Here is a 16,989-nt window from a genome sequence, read left to right on the forward strand (position 1 = left end):
TCGTAGTCGCGCGGCGCTCACGCACCCTGCCAAACCGTGGTGATGTTGCAGAACTCGCGGATTCCGTGCCCGGACAGCTCACGCCCGTATCCGGACCGCTTCACTCCGCCGAACGGGAACGCCGGATGGGACGCCGTCATCCCGTTGACGTACACGCTTCCGGCCTCCAGATCCCGTACGAACCGGTCGACCTCGGCCTCGTCGCGGGTCCACACATTCGAACTCAGCCCGAACGGTGAGTCGTTGGCGATCAGTACCGCCTCGTCCAGGTCGTCGGCCCGGTACAGCGTGGCGACCGGCCCGAACGCCTCCTCGCGGTGGATCCGCATCTCACGGGTGATGCCGGCGAGCACGGTGGGCGCGTAGTACCAGCCGGGCAGCTCGGGCCGGCGGAGCTGGTGGCCGCCGCACAGGACGGCCGCTCCACTGCGCCGGGCGTCGTCGACGAGCTCCTCCAGGTCGTCGCGCCCTCGTTCGCTGGACAGCGGGCCGACCTCCGTCTCCTCCTGCATCGGATCACCGACCACCAGCGCCTTCATGCCCTCCACGAACCGCTCGGCGAACGCCTCGTAGACGTCCGTGTGCACGATGAACCGCTTGGCGGCGATGCACGACTGACCGGTGTTCTGTACGCGCGCCGTCACCGCGATCTGCGCGGCGCGGTCGAGGTCGGCCGACGGCATCACGACGTACGGGTCGCTGCCGCCCAGTTCCAGCACCGTCTTCTTGATCATCTCCCCGGCGGTGGCGGCGACCGCGCGGCCGGCCGGCTCGCTGCCGGTGAGCGTGGCCGCCCTGACGCGCTCGTCGCGCAGGATCTCGTCGACCTGTCCGGACCCGACGAGCAGGGTCTGGAAGCAGCCCTCCGTGTAGCCCGCGCGGTGGAACAGGTCCTCCAGGTAGAGGGCGGTCTGGGGGACGTTCGAGGCGTGCTTGAGGAGGCCGACGTTGCCCGCCATCAGCGCCGGGGCCGCGAAGCGGATCACCTGCCAGAGCGGGAAGTTCCACGGCATCACCGCGAGCACCGGACCCAGCGGCCGGTAGCGCACCCGGACCCGCGAGGCGCCGGAGTCCTTCACGTCGGAGTCGGGCGGCTCCTCGTCGGCGAGCAGTTCCTCGGCCCGCTCGGCGTACCAGCGCATCGCCTTGGCGCACTTCGCGACCTCCGCGCGCGACTGCTTGATGGGCTTGCCCATCTCGGTGGTCATCGTCCGGGCGATGTCGTCCTGGTCCTCCTCCAGGAGACTCGCGGCCTGGACCAGCAGGCGAGCCCGGTCGGTGAAGCTGGTCGTCCGGTACGTGCGGAACGTGGCCTCGGCGAGCTGGAGCCTGCGCTCGATCTCCTCGGCACCCATGGCCTCGTACGTCTTGAGCGTCTCGCCGTTCGCCGGGTTCACCGTCGCGATGGGCATGACCGACCTCCTGGGAGCGGGCTGATGCTTCGACCTTCCCGCGCGGCGGTGGCTACCGCAACGCGTGTACGGCCGCTCAGGCCGAGTGCTCCGCCAGCCGGTCGAGAAACGCGGCCTGCGCCTTGACGACGACCTCGCGCGCCCGGTCGACGCCCAGCCACGCCACCCGGTCGAGCTCCGGGAACTCCTGGGTCCGTCCCGAGCGCGGCGGCCACTCCATCACGAACGTGCCGGGGACGACCGTCGCCGGGTCGAGGTCGGCCTCGACCGCCCACACCGTGACGATCTTTCCGCCGGACTGCTTGACCTCGCCGAGCGGTACGGCCTCCCCGTCGGGCGGTGCAAGACCCAGCTCCTCCCGGAACTCGCGGCGGGCCGCGTCCCAGGCGGGCTCGTCGGGTTCGTACTCGCCCTTCGGGACCGTCCACGCCCCGGCGTCACGCTTGGCGAAGAACGGGCCGCCCATATGGCCGAGCAGCACTTCCAGGCCGTCATCGGTGTGGCGGAACAGCAGCAGTCCCGCGCTGCGCTTCTCACGCTTCCCGCCGGGCGACGTCACGGCTTCACCTCCGCGGTCACGGCTTCACGTCCGGGTGGGCGGCGAACAGGGTCTCGACCGTGTCGGCCTCCTCGGGCCGCTTGTCCTCGCGGTAGCGGACCACGCGCGCGAAGCGCAGGGTCACGCCGGCCGGGTAGCGGGTGGAGCGCTGCAGGCCGTCGTAGGCGATCTCGACGACCAGGTCGGGGCGCACGGTCACTCCCCAGCCTTGGTGTTCGACCGCGAGTTCCTGGAGCCGCTCGGTCTGCCAGCTCAGCATCGTGTCGGTCATGCCCTTGAAGGTCTTGCCGAGCATGGCGAAGGAGCCGTCCGCCGTGCGAGCGCCCAGGTGGAGGTTGGAGAGTTTGCCGGTCCTGCGGCCGTGGCCCCATTCGGCGGCCAGCACCACCAGGTCGAGGGTGTGCACGGGCTTGACCTTCAGCCAGGAGGCGCCGCGCCGGCCCGCGCTGTAGGGGGCGTCGAGCGCCTTGACGACCACGCCCTCGTGGCCGCGCTTCAGGGTCTCGGCGAGGAAGTCCTCGGCCCGCGCGAGGTCCTCGGGCCCGGAGACCGGGCTGCGGCGCACGCGCATCGGCTCGGGGACCAGCCGGGCCAGTTCCGCGTGCCGTTCGACGAAGGGCAGGTCGAGCAGGTCGCGGTCGTCGACGGACAGTGCGTCGAAGAAGACGGGGGAGACGGGGACATCCTTGGCCGCCGTCGCCACGTCCACGCGGGAGCCGACGCGGCCGGCGGTCTCCTGGAAGGAGCGGGGTCGGCCCTGGTCGTCGAAGGCGATGACCTCCCCGTCCAGGATGAAGCGCTCGCCTCTCAGCTCAAGTGCGGTCGCGGTCAGTTCGGGGAGCCGGTCGGTGATGTCGTCCAGGGTGCGGGTGTAGATCCGTACGGCGTCGCCGTCGCGGTGGACCTGGACGCGGATGCCGTCCAGCTTCTCCTCGACCACGCAGGCGCCGAGCTTGTCGACCGCCTCGGACACCGAGGAGGCGCTGTGCGCCAGCATCGGCAGGACGGGGCGGCCGACGGTGAGCCGGAAGCGTTCGAGGGCGGCGGGGCCGTCCGCGAGCAGGGCCTCGGCCACCGTCTGGAGCGACCCGGCGAGCATCACCGCCCGCCGCACGTCCGCCGGCGGTGTCCCGGTCGCCTGGGCGAGGCCCTCCACCGCCACGGCGTCCAGTGCGCCCTGCCGCACCTCGCCGGTGATCAGCCCGAACAGGAACCGCTGCTCGTTCTCGGTGGCCGCGCCCATCAACTCGCCGACCAGACGGCCCCGTTCGGCCTGCGAACCGGTGCCGGACACCTTGCCGAGCCCGGTCAGCCGGGCGTCCACCTCGCGCACCGTGAGGGTCGGCTCGGCGGCCGGGGCGACCGGGCGGCTCAGCACCTTCCAGCCGATGCCGAGCCGCCCCTGCGGCAGCCGTCCCGCCAGATACGGGATCACGATCGGTACGTCGTCCGCCTCGGCGTCCCGGAACAGCTCCGCGAGCAGAGCGATCTTCCGGGACCGCGCGGAGGTCGCGGCGACCTCCTGGGACACCTGGGCCAGCCGGGTCAGCAGCATGCAGCCATCGTGCGACGGGCTCCGCCGGTTTACACCCCGACGAATGCGTCGGGTTTCGTCTGCGGGTGCGTTGTGGCTGGTCGCGCCCACGCGGCGGGGCCGCATGTCGATACAGCCCCGCGCCCCTAGGGGGTTGCGTCGAGGTCCGCCAAGAGCAGCTCCCCGTTGATGAAGGCCCCTGCTCGGTAGCCGCCCGCCGCCGCGTTCACGACCTGTTCGGCGAAGCCCATCGCGTTGCCGACCGCCCAGACACCGGGGACGGTCGTCAGGCCCGTCCCGTCGACCACGGGGTACGCGCCGAAGGGGGTCTCGGTCAGCTCGGCGCCCAGTTGTACCAGCAGATCCGTTTGCGGGACGGCGCGCGGCGCGGTGAACACGACCTCGCGCGTGTGCACCGTGCCGTCGGCCAGGCGCACGCCCGTGAGCCTGTCGTCCTCGATCACCAGCCCGGCCACCTCGCCGGGCACCACCTGCACGCCGGCCGCCGCGAGCCTGCGCAGGTCGTCGTCCGCGAGGTCCGACTCGGCGACCTCGTGCAGGAAGAAGGTCACGTCCTTCGACCACTGCGACACCATCAGCGCCTGGTGCACGCTCAGTGCGGTGGTCGCCAGCACACCGAAGGCCTGGTCACGGACTTCCCAGCCGTGGCAGTACGGGCAGTGCAGCACATCCTTGCCGAACCGCTCGGCGACGCCGGGGACATCCGGCAGCTCGTCCTTGAGGCCGGTGGCGACGACGAGCCGCCGGGCGCGGACGCTGCGTCCGCTCGCCAGCTCGACCGCGAAGTCCTCGCCCTTGGTGACGTCCACGACGGTGTCCCGGACGAGCTCCACGCCGTACCGGGCGATCTCCTCGCGGCCGATCGCCAGGAACTCGGCGGGGGACATGCCGTCCCGGGTCAGATAGCCCTGCATGTGCGCGGCGGGCGCGTTGCGCGGCTCGCCCGCGTCGACGACCAGCGTGCGGCGCCGGGCCCGGCCCAGGACGAGGGCGGCCGAGAGGCCCGCCGCACCGCCCCCGACGACGATCACTTCGTACGTTTCGGTCATGGTGACCACCTCCACCCGGACCGTGCCGCGAAGGGCGCGGGATTGACAAACAAGTTTGCCGAAACTGCAATACCGGCATGACTACCGATGAAGTTCTCGCGGGCGTGGGTCCCAGGCTGCGGCAGAAGCGCAAGGAACGCGAGGTGAGCCTCGCTTCGCTGTCCGAGGTGACCGGCATCTCGGTGAGCACGCTCTCCCGGCTGGAGTCCGGCCTGCGCAAACCCAGCCTCGAACTGCTGCTGCCGATCGCGCGGGCCCATCAGGTGCCGCTGGACGAACTGGTCGGCAACCCCGTCGTCGGAGATCCGAGGGTGCGCGCCACCAAGCCGATCGAGCAGTACGGCCGCAAGCACTGGCCGCTGACCCGGCAGCCCGGCGGCCTCCAGGCCTTCAAGGTGCTCGAACCGCAGCGCAGGCTCGATCCGGAGCCGCGCACGCACGAGGGCTACGAGTGGCTGTACGTCCTGTCGGGCAGACTGCGGCTGGTGCTCGGCGAGCACGACGTGGTGCTCGCGGCGGGAGAGGCCGCCGAGTTCGACACACGGGTGCCGCACTGGTTCGGGTCGACGGGGGAGGGGCCGGTGGAGTTCCTCAGTCTGTTCGGGCCGCAGGGGGAGCGGATGCATGTGCGGGCGCGGCCCAAGAAGTCGTGACGCACATGACTGTCCCCACATGACTGTTCCCTGATCGGCAAGCGACCGCTTAGTATGCGAACCGACCCCGGTCAGACGAAGCAGTCCCCCGTGGAGGCACCGCATGCAGGCATGGCAAGTGCACGAGAACGGCGAGCCGAGCGAGGTGATGCGGCTCGAGGAGGTCGAGACGCCCACGCCCGGTGACGGCCAGATCCTGCTGAAGGTGCGTGCCGCGAACATCAACTTCCCGGACGCCCTGCTGTGCCGGGGCCAGTACCAGGTCCGGCCGCCGCTGCCCTTCACGCCCGGCGTGGAGATCTGCGGCGAGACCGAGGACGGGCGCCGTGTCCTCGCCAACCCCGCGCTGCCGTACGGCGGTTTCGCCGAGTACGCCGTCGCGGACGCCGCCGCCGTCCTGCCCGCCCCCGAGGCGCTGGACGACGCCGAGGCCGCCGCCCTGCACATCGGCTACCAGACCGGCTGGTTCGGCCTGCACCGGCGGGCGGGTCTGGAAGCCGGCGAGACGCTGCTGGTCCACGCTGCCGCTGGAGGGGTCGGCAGCGCGGCCGTGCAGCTCGGCAGGGCGGCCGGCGCGCGGGTCATCGGTGTCGTGGGCGGCGCGGACAAGGCTGCCGTCGCCCGGGAGCTGGGCTGTGACGTCGTCATCGACCGACGTGCCGAGGACGTCATCGGCGCCGTCAAGGAGGCCACCGGCGGCCGGGGCGCCGACGTCATCTACGACCCCGTCGGCGGTGAGGCCTACGCCCAGTCCGCCAAGGTCGTCGCCTTCGAGGGGCGGATCGTGGTCGTCGGCTTCGCGAGCGGCACGATCCCCAGCCCGGCTCTCAACCACGCGCTGGTGAAGAACTACTCGATCCTCGGCCTGCACTGGGGCCTGTACAACACCAAGAACCCGAAGCTGATCCAGCACTGCCACGAACAGCTCACCGAGCTGGCCGCCCGCGGCGCGATCAAGCCGCTGGTGAGCGAGCGGGTGCCGCTGAGCGGTGCCGCGGTCGCCGTCCAGAAGGTCGCCGACGGTGTCACCACCGGTCGTATCGCCGTCGTGCCGTCGCTGGAGAACGGAGCCGCCGCATGACGATCGACGCATCCGAACTCCGGCGCCGGACAGGCGAGTTGCTGGACACTCACCCGCCCACCGGCACCGACAGTGTGGACTTCCTGCGCGCCCGCTTCGACGCGGGTCTGGCCTGGGTGCACTACCCCGAGGGCCTCGGCGGACTCGGCGCCCCCCGCTCCCTCCAGGCCGTCGTGGACGCCGAGCTGGAGGCCGCGGGCGCCCCCGACAACGACCCGCGGCGCATCGGCATCGGGCTGGGCATGGCCGCGCCGACGATCCTCAAGTACGGCACCGAGGAGCAGAAGCAGCGGTACCTGCGGCCCCTGTGGACGGGTGAGGAGGTCTGGTGCCAGCTCTTCAGCGAGCCCGGCGCCGGATCCGACCTCGCCGCGCTGCGGACGCGCGCCGTCCGCGAGGGCGAGGACTGGGTCGTCAACGGGCAGAAGGTCTGGACGTCCAGCGCGCACATCGCCCGCTGGGCCATCCTCATCGCCCGCACCGACCCGGACGTGCCCAAGCACGCGGGCATCACCTACTTCCTCTGCGACATGACCGACCCCGGAGTCGAGGTCCGGCCGCTGCGGCAGATCACCGGCGAGGCCGAGTTCAACGAGGTCTTCCTCACCGACGTCCGCATCCCGGACTCGCGTCGCCTCGGCGAGGTCGGCGACGGCTGGCGGGTCGCGCAGACCACGCTGAACAACGAGCGCGTCGCGATCGGCGGCATGCGGCTGCCCCGCGAGGGCGGCATGATCGGCCCGATCGCCACGACCTGGCGCGAGCGGCCCGAGCTGCGCACCCACGACCTGCACCAGCGGCTGCTGAAGCTGTGGGTGGAGTCCGAGGTCTCCCGCCTCACCGCGGAGCGACTGCGCCAGCAGCTCGTCGCGGGCCAGCCCGGCCCCGAGGGCGCCGGCATGAAGCTCGCCTTCGCCCGGCTCAACCAGGAGATCAGCGGCCTGGAGGTCGAACTGAGCGGCGAGGAGGGCCTGTTGTACGACGACTGGACCATGCGCCGCCCGGAGCTCGTGGACTTCACCGGCCGCGACGCCGGATACCGCTACCTGCGTTCCAAGGGCAACAGCATCGAGGGCGGGACCAGCGAGGTCCTGCTGAACATCGTCGCCGAGCGCGTCCTGGGCCTGCCGTCCGAGCCGCGCACCGACAAGGACGTCGCATGGAAGGACCTCGCCCGATGAGCGACCTGTTGTACTCGGAGGACGAAGAGGCGCTGCGGGCCGCCGTACGGGACCTGCTCGCCGACCACTGCGACGCGCCCGGAGTCATCGCGCGCACCGAGTCGGACGCCCCGCACGACCTCGCGGCCTGGAAGGCGCTCGCGGACGGGATGGGTCTGGCCGGGCTCCTGGTCCCGGAGGAGCAGGGCGGACAGGGCGCCACGCATCGCGAAGTCGCCGTCGTGCTGGAGGAGTTGGGGCGCGCGGTCGCACCCGTGCCGTTCCTGACCAGCGCTGTCGTGGCCACCGAGGCCCTGCTCGGCTGCGAGACCGACGGGGGTCTACTGGCCGAGCTGGCGTCCGGGCGGCGGATCGGCGTCCTCGCCGTGGCGCTGAACGTCGTTCCCGGCGGCGCCTTCAAGGCCGTACGGCATCAGGGCGGCGCCCTGCACGGGGAGCTGACCGGCATCGCGGACGCGGCGGTTGCCGACGTGCTGCTCGTGCCTGCGGACGACGGCGGGCTGTACGCGGTCGACTCCGACGCCGTCACCGTCACTCCGCAGACGTCCCTGGACCTGACCCGCCCGGTGGCCACGGTGCGCCTGGACGGGGCGTCCGGCCGGCTGCTGGGGGCCGCCGAACCCGCCGTACGACGCGCCCTGCGCGCCGGAGCCGGGCTGCTCGCCTCCGAACAGTTCGGGCTCGCCGAGTGGACGTTGACGGAGACGGTCCGCTACCTGAAGGACCGCAAGCAGTTCAACCGGCCCGTCGGCGGCTTCCAGGCAATCAAGCACCGGCTCGCCCAGCTGTGGCTGGAGGTCGTCAACCTCCGCGCCGCCGCCCGAGGCGCCGCCGACGCGCTCGCGACGGGGAACGACGTCGACGTGGCGGTGGCCGTCGCCCAGGCCTACGCGGCGCCCGTCGCCGTGCACGCCGCCGAGGAGGCGCTGCAACTGCACGCCGGAATCGGGATGACCTGGGAGCACCCGGTCCACCTGTACCTGAAGCGCGCCAAGGCCGACTCCATCGCCTACGGGACGGCAGGCGCCCACCGTGCGGCCCTGGCCGAACTCGTCGACCTGCAGGCTCCCTGACGTACACCTGAACGAACCCCGCGAAAAGCCCGCCCGACCTGGGGCGGGCTTTTCCGTGTGCGCCGCACCGGTGAAGTGAACGCAGGGCGGCAGTCCGGCCAACTCACCGCTCAGCTCTGCTGTTTGGGCCTTCGGAATCGCATACTCGCAGCGGTTCCCAACGCCTGAAACACCCCGTCAGGGAGGCAGAGCACAATGGCCCTCACCACCCGTCGCAGAGCCCTCACCACCCTCGGCGCCGCCCTCGCGGGCGCGGTCGCCCTGCCCGCCACCGGCGCGCTGGCCGGTGAACAGAAGCACCGCCCGCGCCCGTTGTGGCGCGCCCACGCCCACAACGACTACGAGCACCCGCGTCCGCTCCTCGACGCCCTCGACCACCGCTTCGGCAGCCTCGAAGCAGACATCTATCTCGTCGGCGACCAGCTCCTCGTCGCCCACGACCCTGAGGACCTCGACCCCAGGCGCACGCTGGAGTCCCTCTACCTCGACCCGCTGGCCGCCCGCGTGCGGGCCAACCACGGCTCGGTCCACCGGGGGCACCACAAGCCGATCCAGCTGCTCATCGACCTCAAGACCGAGGGCGCTTCGACGTACCTCGAACTCGACAAGCACCTCAAGCGCTACAAGCACCTGTTCACGACGTACGCCCACGGCCGGGTCCTCCCCGGGGCGGTCACCGCCGTGATCTCCGGCGACCGTGCGGCCCGTACGCCGATGGAGGCGCAGACCGTCCGCCGCGCCTTCTACGACGGTCGCCTCGCCGACCTCGGCAGCTCGGCGCCCGCCTCCTTCATCTCGCTGATCAGCGACAACTGGACGCTCAACTTCACCTGGCTCGGCGTCGGAGACTTCCCGGACGCCGAGCGGCAGAAGCTGCGCGGCATCGTCCGGGCGGCGCACTCCCGTGGGCAGAAGGTGCGCTTCTGGGCCACCCCGGACGTGGCCGGCCCGGCCCGGGACGCGCTGTGGGGCGAACTGCTGGCCGCCGACGTCGACTTCCTCAACACCGACGACCTCGCCGGTCTGGAGGCCTTCCTCGACGCCCGGCGGCGGACCCACTAGAACGGCGCGCGGGAACACCACACGTTCGGAGGACAGGTCAGCCGCCCGGACGAACCCTCCGCTACGCCACACTTGCGGCCGAACGCCGCGAACCTTGACAAGGCGGCGTGGCGGAGGAGGTTGACGATGGCCATTTCCATCTCTGTGGTGTTGCTGCTGTTCATCCTGGCGGTGATCTTCGTCCGCAACGGCGGACTGAAGATCAGCCATGCGCTGGTGTGCCTGCTGCTCGGCTTCTACCTGGCCAGCACGAGCATGGCGCCCACCATCAACAGCGGTCTGACGGCCACGGCGGACATCGTCAGCGGCCTCAGACCGTGAACCTCGGCGAGCCGGGCCTCAGGGCGCCGAGAAGACGCCGATGCCGTTGGGGACAGGGCGCTCCACACCGTCGGACGGATGGTTCCGTACCGAGACGGCCCCCGCTCCCGGCGCGCGGGCGACCAGCGTCGAGGAACCGCCGCCGTCCAGGCTGAACGCGTCGACCGAGCCCAACTCCCGCATGACGGAGGCCACCTCCGCGATGGTCAGACCGGTGCGGTACTCGGGTGCGCCGTCCAGCGCGAGCAGCAGCAGGCGCCGGCCGTTGTCCGCGATGCCCACGGCCGTGCGCACGGCAGACGAACGGTTGTCGAGGCCCGGCAGGGGCTGTCCGTCGTCGAGGACCGGATAGCCGCCGAGCGCGAAGCGGAACGGGACCCGTGACTCCGACGCCACCAGCCGGTGCCGTACCGTCACGCGCTCGCCCTCGAAGAACTTCCGCAGTTGCTGCGCCCCCGCCTCCCGACCCACGAGCACGGTGGTGTCCGCCGCGATCGGCCCGCTTCCCGGAGCGTCGGCGGTCGACACGACGCGGCCCCCGCGGACCGCCACCTCGTAGGTGTCCGTGCTGCACGGAGCCGCCCGGTCCTCGTCCGTCCCGCAGGTGGCGCGCACCCGGGAAACGCTGCCCCACTTGGCGGTGAACGCCCCGATGGAGCCCACCGGCAGGGCGTACTGGTTGAGGCCGCGCAGCGGCAGCCGGCCCTCGGGGGTGCGGATCGAGCCGTCCAGGCTCAGGCCGTCGAGGCGGGCCCGGCGGTCGACACCCAGCCCGAACACGTCCTCCGTGCTCGTGCCGGGCGGCAGCGCGGGCCCGAAACGCTGGCCGTTCGGCACCGCGCCCTTCAGGGCCCGGCCGCGCGCGATGGCCGGCCCCACACTCGCGCCGGTCGCCTGGACGCCGGGATGCTGCGCCTCGCTGATGTTGAAGAAGTCGCCGTTCACGCCCGCGACGGCGCCCTGCGCGATGGCCTGCTGCGAGACGGTCGCCCGAGCCGCCACCGCTCCGGGATGCAGCAGATCGAGGCGTACGCGCGGGTTGCGCAGGTTGACGGTGAGGACGTGGGCGTGCGCCGTGCCCCTCGCCGCGGCGATGTCGAACTCGTCGTACGAGACACCCGGCGCGACCGGGGTGCCCTGCGCGGCGCCGGCCGGTGCCGCCCCCACCAGGGCCGTACCGGCCAGCGCGCCGAGTGCCGTGAGCAGCGTGAGTGCCGCTCTGGCCGTTCCGAACCGTTTCTGACGACGCGTCACAGTTCCCCCTGATGTCTCGTCAAATGTGGCAGGACTCAGGGGAAGTGCACCAGATGGCGATGACCTGCGGGGTTTCTAGGCGCCGACGACGCGAGAACGGGTGAGGAAACGTACCCCCTCGGGTGCCTCCAGGGAGAAGCCGCTGCCTCTGCCCTCGACGACATCGACGATCAGCCGGGTGTGGCTCCACACCGCGTACTGACTGCGCGCCATCCAGAACGTCACCGGCTCCTCGACCCCCTCGACGTGGAGCTCCGCGAGCAACACGTCCGAGCCGCCCGTACGGAACTCGCCCTCCGGGTAGCACATCGGCGCGCTGCCGTCGCAGCAGCCGCCGGACTGGTGGAACATCAGCGGGCCGTGCGCAGCCCGCAGCCGGCGCAGCAGGTCCGCGGCCGCGGGGGTGAGTTCGACGCGGGGGGTCTCGTCGTACGGCGGGGTCTCCTCATCCATGGGAGCAAGGGGAGCACGGGGAAGGTTGCGAGAGGGTTGCACCCGTGCCGACCAACCTGCTCGGGCGACCGCCGAGCGGCAGGCGCCGGCTTCGAGTGCCGGCGACGGTGATGAAACCCGTGGGCTTCGTGGCGGTGGTGCTGTCGTAGAGGACGTCGCCGGTGGACTTCGTCCAGGTGTTGATGCGGAAGGTGTCCGGGCCGTCGGTGGCGGTGACGCCGGTCGGGGAGGTGATCAAGCCGGTGCCGAGGGCGGGGCCCGCGGTGCGGTCGTAGGCGATCAGCTAGGGGAGCGTGGTGCTGTCCGTCGCGCCGTCGTCGTCCTTGACCGTGATCACCGGGCGGTGGATGCCGGCCTTGGTGTAGGTGTGCCGGGCCCGGCAGGTGGTGCCGGCGACCGTGCCGGCCGTCGGCAGTGCCGTCCTTCCAGTCGACGGTGCAGGTGTGGGTTCCCGGGTGCCCGGGTCGCCGAAGGCGGCGGTCACGGCGGTCCCCCTGCCGGTCGGCACGGCGGCGGTGTCGCTGCTGCAGCCGCCCGTCAGGGTGACCTGGCCGCTGGAGTCACGGGCGATGCTGCCGCCGGTCTCGTCGAAGTCGTAGTGCAGGAGCAGGCCGGCCGGGACGTCCGGGCCGACCTCCCACACCGTGACCTCGGCGCGGACCGGGAGCGCGGCGCCGTCCGGGAGCGCGGCGCCGTCCGGCAGGCTGCCTGTCACCGTGAAGGTGCCGTCCTGCGCGTACTTCGACTCCGGGACGTTCCCAGCCGACGGAGACGGGGCGCTCGACGCCGTCGGCGTAACCGGCGACGACGGTGGCCGGCAGGGCGGGGGCCTGCCCGGTCCTGGTCCTCACCTGCACGGCCTCGACGCTCTCGACGAGCTGGTCCGGCTGGTAGGTGCGCAGCAGACGGTCGTACTCGGCCTGGGTGACCGGAAGCATCGTGCCGTGGCGGGGCTTGGCCGGGAGGTCGTAGCCGGTGGACGGGGTCCAGGTGCCGGAGGCGAGGTCGGTCGTCTCGAAGGGTGTAGCCGCGACCGCCGAACTCGTTGAGTTTTCGAACGATGTCCGGCTGGTCGAGCGAGGGATTCGCGCGGGGTCAGGAGGCGGGCATCGGGGGCATGTTGGGGCTGAGCCTCGGTCGAGCGGCGGCCGGTTAGCGATCGCGCCTCGCCCGTCGGGCCTCGTTCAGCATGGGCACGAGGGGCAGCAGAGAGACCACGACGACGAGGGCGACCAGCGGCAGCAGGTAGTCGTCGATGTCGGGGACGGAGGCCCCGAGGAGGTATCCGGCCAGGACGAGGCTCTGCGACCAGAGCAGGCCGCCGACGATCTGCCAGACGGTGAAGGTCCTTACGGGTACGCCGAGGGCACCGGCCGCCGGGTGCAGGACGGTCCGCACCATCGGGATGAAACGGCCGATCACCAGCGCCTTGCCGTAGCCGTACCGGGCCAGGAGCCGCTCCGCCCGCTCCGCCGTCTCCAGTACGCGCTGTTTCGAGGTGCGGGCCAGGAACGCCCGCCCGCCGTGCCGCCCGAGCAGATAGCCGACCTGGCCGCCGGCCACGGCGCCGACCGCCGCGCACAGCAGCACCTGCCACAGCACCAGCCGCGCCGGTTGGTCGGCGCTCGCCGCGCACAGCACGCCCGCCGGGATCAGCAGGGTGTCGCCGGGCAGGAAGAAGCCGACCACCAGCAGACCCGACTCCGCGAAGATCACCGCGAGGACCCCGAGAGCACCGAAGGTAGCCAGCACGGCGTCGCCATCCATCGGGTTGACGGCCCACATCGCCCTCACCTCCCGGCCGTGCTCGTCGGTCGCCCTCGTCCAGCATCCCGTGGACGGGACAAGGACGCCTTTGCGCAGGCCGGCCCCCTCCGCGACAGCGCGGTCTCCTCGGCGGGGTCAAGCGCGCCCATGTGCCTCCTGCGACCGTCGCGACAGCGCGTCGATCACCACGGCGGCGAAGAGCACCCCGCCCGTGATCATGAACTGGACGGCGGCGGGGGTGTCCGTGAGGGCCATGCCGGAGGCGATCGACTGGATGACGAGCATGCCGAGCACCGCGGACCAGGTGGAGCCACGGCCGCCGAACAGGCTGGTGCCGCCGATGACGGCCGCCGCGATGGCGTTGAGCAGCAGCACCCCCGAGCCCGAACTCTGGCTCACCGAGGTGATGCGCGAGGCCAGGAACAGGCCGCCGACCGCGGCCATGGTGCCCGAGACCGCGAGCACCGCCGTCTGCACCCGCGTCACGCGGAGGCTGGCGCGACGGGCCGCCTCGACCCCGCCGCCGAGGGCGTAGACCTGCCGTCCGTAGTGCGTGCGGCGCAGGACGATGTCGAGTCCGGCCACCACCACCAGGAAGATCAGCAGGGCGAGCGGCAGGCCCTGGAAGCGGTTGAGCAGATACGCGGAGGCGAACGCGATCACCGCGAGCCCTCCGGCGCGGATCACGATGACCTGCAGCGAGCGGTGCGGCATCCGGGCGGCCACACGGCGCCGTCGGTCCTGGTAGGACACGAGGAAGACGAGGCCCACGGCGACCGCCGCCAGGCCGTAGGCGACGGCGTCATGGGTGAAGTAGTAGCTGGTCAGCTTGGCGACGAGGCCGTTCTCGTCGAGGTTGATCGTGCCGCTGGTGCCCAGGATGTAGAGCATGAGGCCGTTCCAGGTGAGCAGCCCCGCGAGCGTGACGACGAACGCAGGTACCCGGGTTCTGGCGAAGGAGTAGCCCTGCACGGTTCCCGCGGCCATCCCGGCGAGGACCGCGATGATGAGGGCGAGCCATTCGGGCATGCCGTTGTTCACGTTCAGTACGGCGAAGATGGCCGCCGCGAGCCCGCTGATCGAGCCGACCGACAGGTCGAGCTCGCCCAGCAGCAGCACGAAGACGATGCCGACCGCGATGAGGCCCGTGCCCACGATGTCCACGCTGAGATTGGACAGGTTCCGGGGGGAGAGGAAGTTCTGGTTGAGGGACTGGAAGGTGATCCACACGACGGCGAGCACGACGACGACCGGGACCGAGCCCAGCTCCCCTGCTCTCAGCTTGCGCCGCGAGAAGGCCATCCAGTTCTCCATGGCACGGGTGGCGGTCTGCCCGCGACGGTCCTGACGGGCCTCGGTTGCGGGTGCGGCGGCTTCGGCCTGTGGGCTGTCCGCCCTGTCGCGCGTGCCTTTCACCATCCCGCCTCCTGGTGGGCCTGCCGGTGGGGCGCGTTCTCCGTCGCCCCTGTGATGGAGGAGATGATCTGCTCCTGGGACGCGGTGTTCACGTCGAAGAAGCCGTTGTTGCGGCCCAGCCGCAGCACGGCGGCCCGGTCCGCGAGCGCTTTGACGTCGCCCATGTTGTGGCTGATGAGAAGGACCCCGAGCCCGCGGTCGCGCAGTTGGTCGACGAGGTCCATGACCTCGGTGGTCTGCTGGAGTCCCAGCGCCGCGGTCGGCTCGTCCAGCAGGAGGAGCCGCGGGTCGCCCAGGAGCGAGCGGGCGATGGCGACCGTCTGCCGCTGACCGCTGGACAGGGACACGACGGGGGCGCGCAGCTCGGGTACGCCCCTGGTCAGCCGCTCCAGCAGCTGGAGGGTGCGGCGCTCCATCTCCATCTCGTCGAGGAACCCGAACCTGCGGATCTCCCGTCCGAGGAACAGGTTCCCGACGACGTCGAGGTTCCCGCACAGCGCGAGATCCTGGAAGACGGTGGCGATGCCGAGGTCCCGGGCGTCGTTGGGGCGCCTGATGTGGACCGTACGGCCCTCCCACTCGATGACGCCCCGGTCCGCGGGAGTGACGCCGGAGATCACCTTGATCAGGGTGGACTTGCCGGCTCCGTTGTCGCCGAGGAGGGCGACGACCTGGCCGGCGTGAATCTCCAGGTCGATGTCCTCGAGGACCTCGACGGCGCCGTAGCGCTTGCACACACCGTGCAACGCCAGCAGGGGAGCAGACACGGGGACGATCTCCTTCCCGTGGGTCCGGCCAGGGGCGAACCGGTGGTCAGGTCAGCCCGGCCGCTTCGCACGCGGCGCCGAGCTGAGGGGTGCAGATCTGCTGGACCGTGTACACCCCGTCCTTCACCAAGGTGTCCTTGATGTTGTCGGCGGTGACGGATATGGGGGTGAGCATGACCGCGGGGACCGTCCGCCCACCGCGTGTCGTCACCTCGTCCTTGGCCACCCGGTCGAGGTTCTCCCCGCGGGCCGCGGCCACGGCCAGGGCGGCGCCGGCGGCGGCCTCGGGCTCGAAGGGCTTGTAGACGGTCATGTACTGATCGCCGCCGAGAATGCGCCGCACGGCGCCGAGTTCGGCGTCCTGCCCCGTGACCGGGGGCAGCGGTTCCACCTTGTTCGCCTTGAGGGCGGAGATGCTGCCGGAGGCGAGGCCGTCGTTGGCGGCGTACACCCCTTGGATGTTGCCGGCGCCGAGGGCGGAGATGGCGCCGGACATGTTCAGGTTGGCGGTCTCGGGCCGCCACTGGAGGGTGTCGTACGCCTTGCCGATCTTCACCTTCCCCATGAGCTCGGACAGCGCGCCCCTTTTGAACAGCACCGCGTTGGGGTCGGTCGGATCGCCGTTCATCATGACGATCTGGGCGCCGGGCACCTCGTTGCCCATGGCCGTCAGCAGTGCTCTGCCCTGGAGCCTGCCGACCTCCTCGCCGTCGAAGGAGACGTGACCCGAGATCGGGCCCTCGGCGAGACGGTCGTAGGCGATGACCGGGATGCCTGCCTCATCCGCCTTGCGGACCGAGGCGGCGAGCGACCTGGCGTCCACCGCCACGAGCAGGATGGCGTCGACACCCTTGGTGATCATCGAGTTCATCTGCTCCTGCTGAAGGGCCACATCGCCCTTGGCGTTGACCTGATCGACCGTGCACTGCGCACACCGCTTCTTGATCTCCTTGTCCAGCATGGGCTTGTCCTGGGTCTCCCAACGGGCCGTGGTCGCGTCCGGCAGGAGCACACCGATCACCGGATCGCTGCTCTCGGCGGCATCGCTCCCGCCGTCCGCCCCGCAGGCCGCGAGGGCGACGGCCGTGGACACCGCGGTCAGGGCCAGAACCGCGTCCCGTATGCGGGCCTTCATATGAGAGATCTCCCTTGTCCTTCACCCTGCGTGGCGAAGCTGCGCTCCTGGTCGCCCGTGACCGGCCGTCAGCGGGTGTCCGGGGTTCGGCCTGCGTGGCGGGTGTGGAGGGCGCGGTGCGCGTGCACCGCCGTGCCGGGGGTGCGTGTCCACGGCGGCCGAGGCGTGGGGCCAGTGCGGCGCGCCTTCGCCCACTCCTGCACCGGCGGCAGCCTCATGGAGCACGGCGACACCTGGCCTTCTCAGTCGTC

The 16,989-nt window shown here is 71.5% G+C and carries 16 protein-coding genes and 1 pseudogene; 6 read left to right on the top strand and 11 right to left on the bottom strand.

The window, feature by feature from the left end:
- Positions 1–17 precede the first annotated feature (17 nt).
- The 4 genes from OG331_RS41620 to OG331_RS41635 all read right to left on the bottom strand — a co-directional run bounded on the left by OG331_RS41620 (position 18) and on the right by OG331_RS41635 (position 4,575).
- A complete protein-coding gene (locus OG331_RS41620) occupies positions 18–1,412 on the bottom strand; it encodes an NADP-dependent succinic semialdehyde dehydrogenase (protein WP_406206745.1) in 1,395 nt (464 codons plus the stop codon).
- A gap of 76 nt (positions 1,413–1,488) precedes the next feature.
- Positions 1,489–1,971, bottom strand: coding sequence for an NUDIX domain-containing protein (locus OG331_RS41625; RefSeq protein ID WP_406206748.1), 483 nt, complete (start codon positions 1,969–1,971; stop codon positions 1,489–1,491).
- 16 nt (positions 1,972–1,987) lie between these two features.
- Complete coding sequence (locus OG331_RS41630) at positions 1,988–3,526, bottom strand: ATP-dependent DNA ligase (protein ID WP_406206751.1); 1,539 nt, start codon at positions 3,524–3,526, stop codon at positions 1,988–1,990.
- Between the two features lie 125 nt (positions 3,527–3,651).
- Positions 3,652–4,575 carry an NAD(P)/FAD-dependent oxidoreductase gene (locus OG331_RS41635; protein ID WP_406206754.1) on the bottom strand — a complete coding sequence of 308 codons (924 nt, stop codon included), beginning with the start codon at positions 4,573–4,575 and terminating at the stop codon, positions 3,652–3,654.
- Positions 4,576–4,652: 77 nt separating this feature from the next.
- Between OG331_RS41635 and OG331_RS41640 the strand changes: the two genes are divergently transcribed.
- The 6 genes from OG331_RS41640 to OG331_RS41665 all read left to right on the top strand — a co-directional run bounded on the left by OG331_RS41640 (position 4,653) and on the right by OG331_RS41665 (position 9,946).
- Positions 4,653–5,228, top strand: coding sequence for a helix-turn-helix domain-containing protein (locus OG331_RS41640; protein WP_406206757.1), 576 nt, complete (start codon positions 4,653–4,655; stop codon positions 5,226–5,228).
- 103 nt (positions 5,229–5,331) lie between these two features.
- Positions 5,332–6,309 (top strand): NADPH:quinone oxidoreductase family protein, encoded by a 978-nt coding sequence (locus OG331_RS41645; protein ID WP_406206760.1) that lies wholly within the window; start codon positions 5,332–5,334, stop codon positions 6,307–6,309.
- The gene (locus tag OG331_RS41650; RefSeq protein ID WP_406206763.1) at positions 6,306–7,490 is read left to right on the top strand and encodes an acyl-CoA dehydrogenase family protein; all 1,185 of its coding nucleotides are present in this window, start codon (positions 6,306–6,308) and stop codon (positions 7,488–7,490) included. The genes OG331_RS41645 and OG331_RS41650 overlap by 4 nt, the downstream gene beginning before the upstream one ends.
- Complete coding sequence (locus OG331_RS41655) at positions 7,487–8,563, top strand: acyl-CoA dehydrogenase family protein (protein ID WP_406206766.1); 1,077 nt, start codon at positions 7,487–7,489, stop codon at positions 8,561–8,563. Before OG331_RS41650 ends, OG331_RS41655 begins: the two co-directional genes overlap by 4 nt.
- Before the next feature lie 195 nt (positions 8,564–8,758).
- Positions 8,759–9,625 carry a phosphatidylinositol-specific phospholipase C/glycerophosphodiester phosphodiesterase family protein gene (locus OG331_RS41660; protein ID WP_406206769.1) on the top strand — a complete coding sequence of 289 codons (867 nt, stop codon included), beginning with the start codon at positions 8,759–8,761 and terminating at the stop codon, positions 9,623–9,625.
- A gap of 126 nt (positions 9,626–9,751) precedes the next feature.
- Complete coding sequence (locus OG331_RS41665) at positions 9,752–9,946, top strand: hypothetical protein (protein WP_328883155.1); 195 nt, start codon at positions 9,752–9,754, stop codon at positions 9,944–9,946.
- 18 nt (positions 9,947–9,964) lie between these two features.
- Here the strand turns inward: OG331_RS41665 and OG331_RS41670 are convergent, their stop codons facing one another.
- The 7 genes and pseudogenes from OG331_RS41670 to OG331_RS41700 all read right to left on the bottom strand — a co-directional run bounded on the left by OG331_RS41670 (position 9,965) and on the right by OG331_RS41700 (position 16,738).
- Entirely contained in the window at positions 9,965–11,200 is a 1,236-nt protein-coding gene (locus OG331_RS41670) for a phosphodiester glycosidase family protein (protein ID WP_406206772.1), read from the bottom strand.
- A gap of 75 nt (positions 11,201–11,275) precedes the next feature.
- Positions 11,276–11,653, bottom strand: coding sequence for a DUF779 domain-containing protein (locus OG331_RS41675; protein ID WP_406206775.1), 378 nt, complete (start codon positions 11,651–11,653; stop codon positions 11,276–11,278).
- A 550-nt stretch (positions 11,654–12,203) separates the two neighbouring features.
- Positions 12,204–12,703, bottom strand: a pseudogene (locus OG331_RS41680) (Ig-like domain-containing protein); the annotation flags it as partial.
- A 102-nt stretch (positions 12,704–12,805) separates the two neighbouring features.
- Positions 12,806–13,438 (bottom strand): DedA family protein, encoded by a 633-nt coding sequence (locus OG331_RS41685; RefSeq protein ID WP_406206778.1) that lies wholly within the window; start codon positions 13,436–13,438, stop codon positions 12,806–12,808.
- Between the two features lie 117 nt (positions 13,439–13,555).
- Positions 13,556–14,839 (bottom strand): sugar ABC transporter permease, encoded by a 1,284-nt coding sequence (locus OG331_RS41690; protein ID WP_406206781.1) that lies wholly within the window; start codon positions 14,837–14,839, stop codon positions 13,556–13,558.
- Positions 14,833–15,612 carry an ATP-binding cassette domain-containing protein gene (locus tag OG331_RS41695; RefSeq protein WP_406210650.1) on the bottom strand — a complete coding sequence of 260 codons (780 nt, stop codon included), beginning with the start codon at positions 15,610–15,612 and terminating at the stop codon, positions 14,833–14,835. Before OG331_RS41695 ends, OG331_RS41690 begins: the two co-directional genes overlap by 7 nt.
- 37 nt (positions 15,613–15,649) lie before the next feature.
- Positions 15,650–16,738 (bottom strand): sugar ABC transporter substrate-binding protein, encoded by a 1,089-nt coding sequence (locus OG331_RS41700; protein WP_406206784.1) that lies wholly within the window; start codon positions 16,736–16,738, stop codon positions 15,650–15,652.
- Between the last annotated feature and the right edge of the window lie 251 nt (positions 16,739–16,989).

It is taken from the genome of Streptomyces sp. NBC_01017, assembly GCF_045162795.1.
Taxonomy (GTDB): Bacteria; Actinomycetota; Actinomycetes; order Streptomycetales; family Streptomycetaceae; genus Streptomyces; species Streptomyces machairae.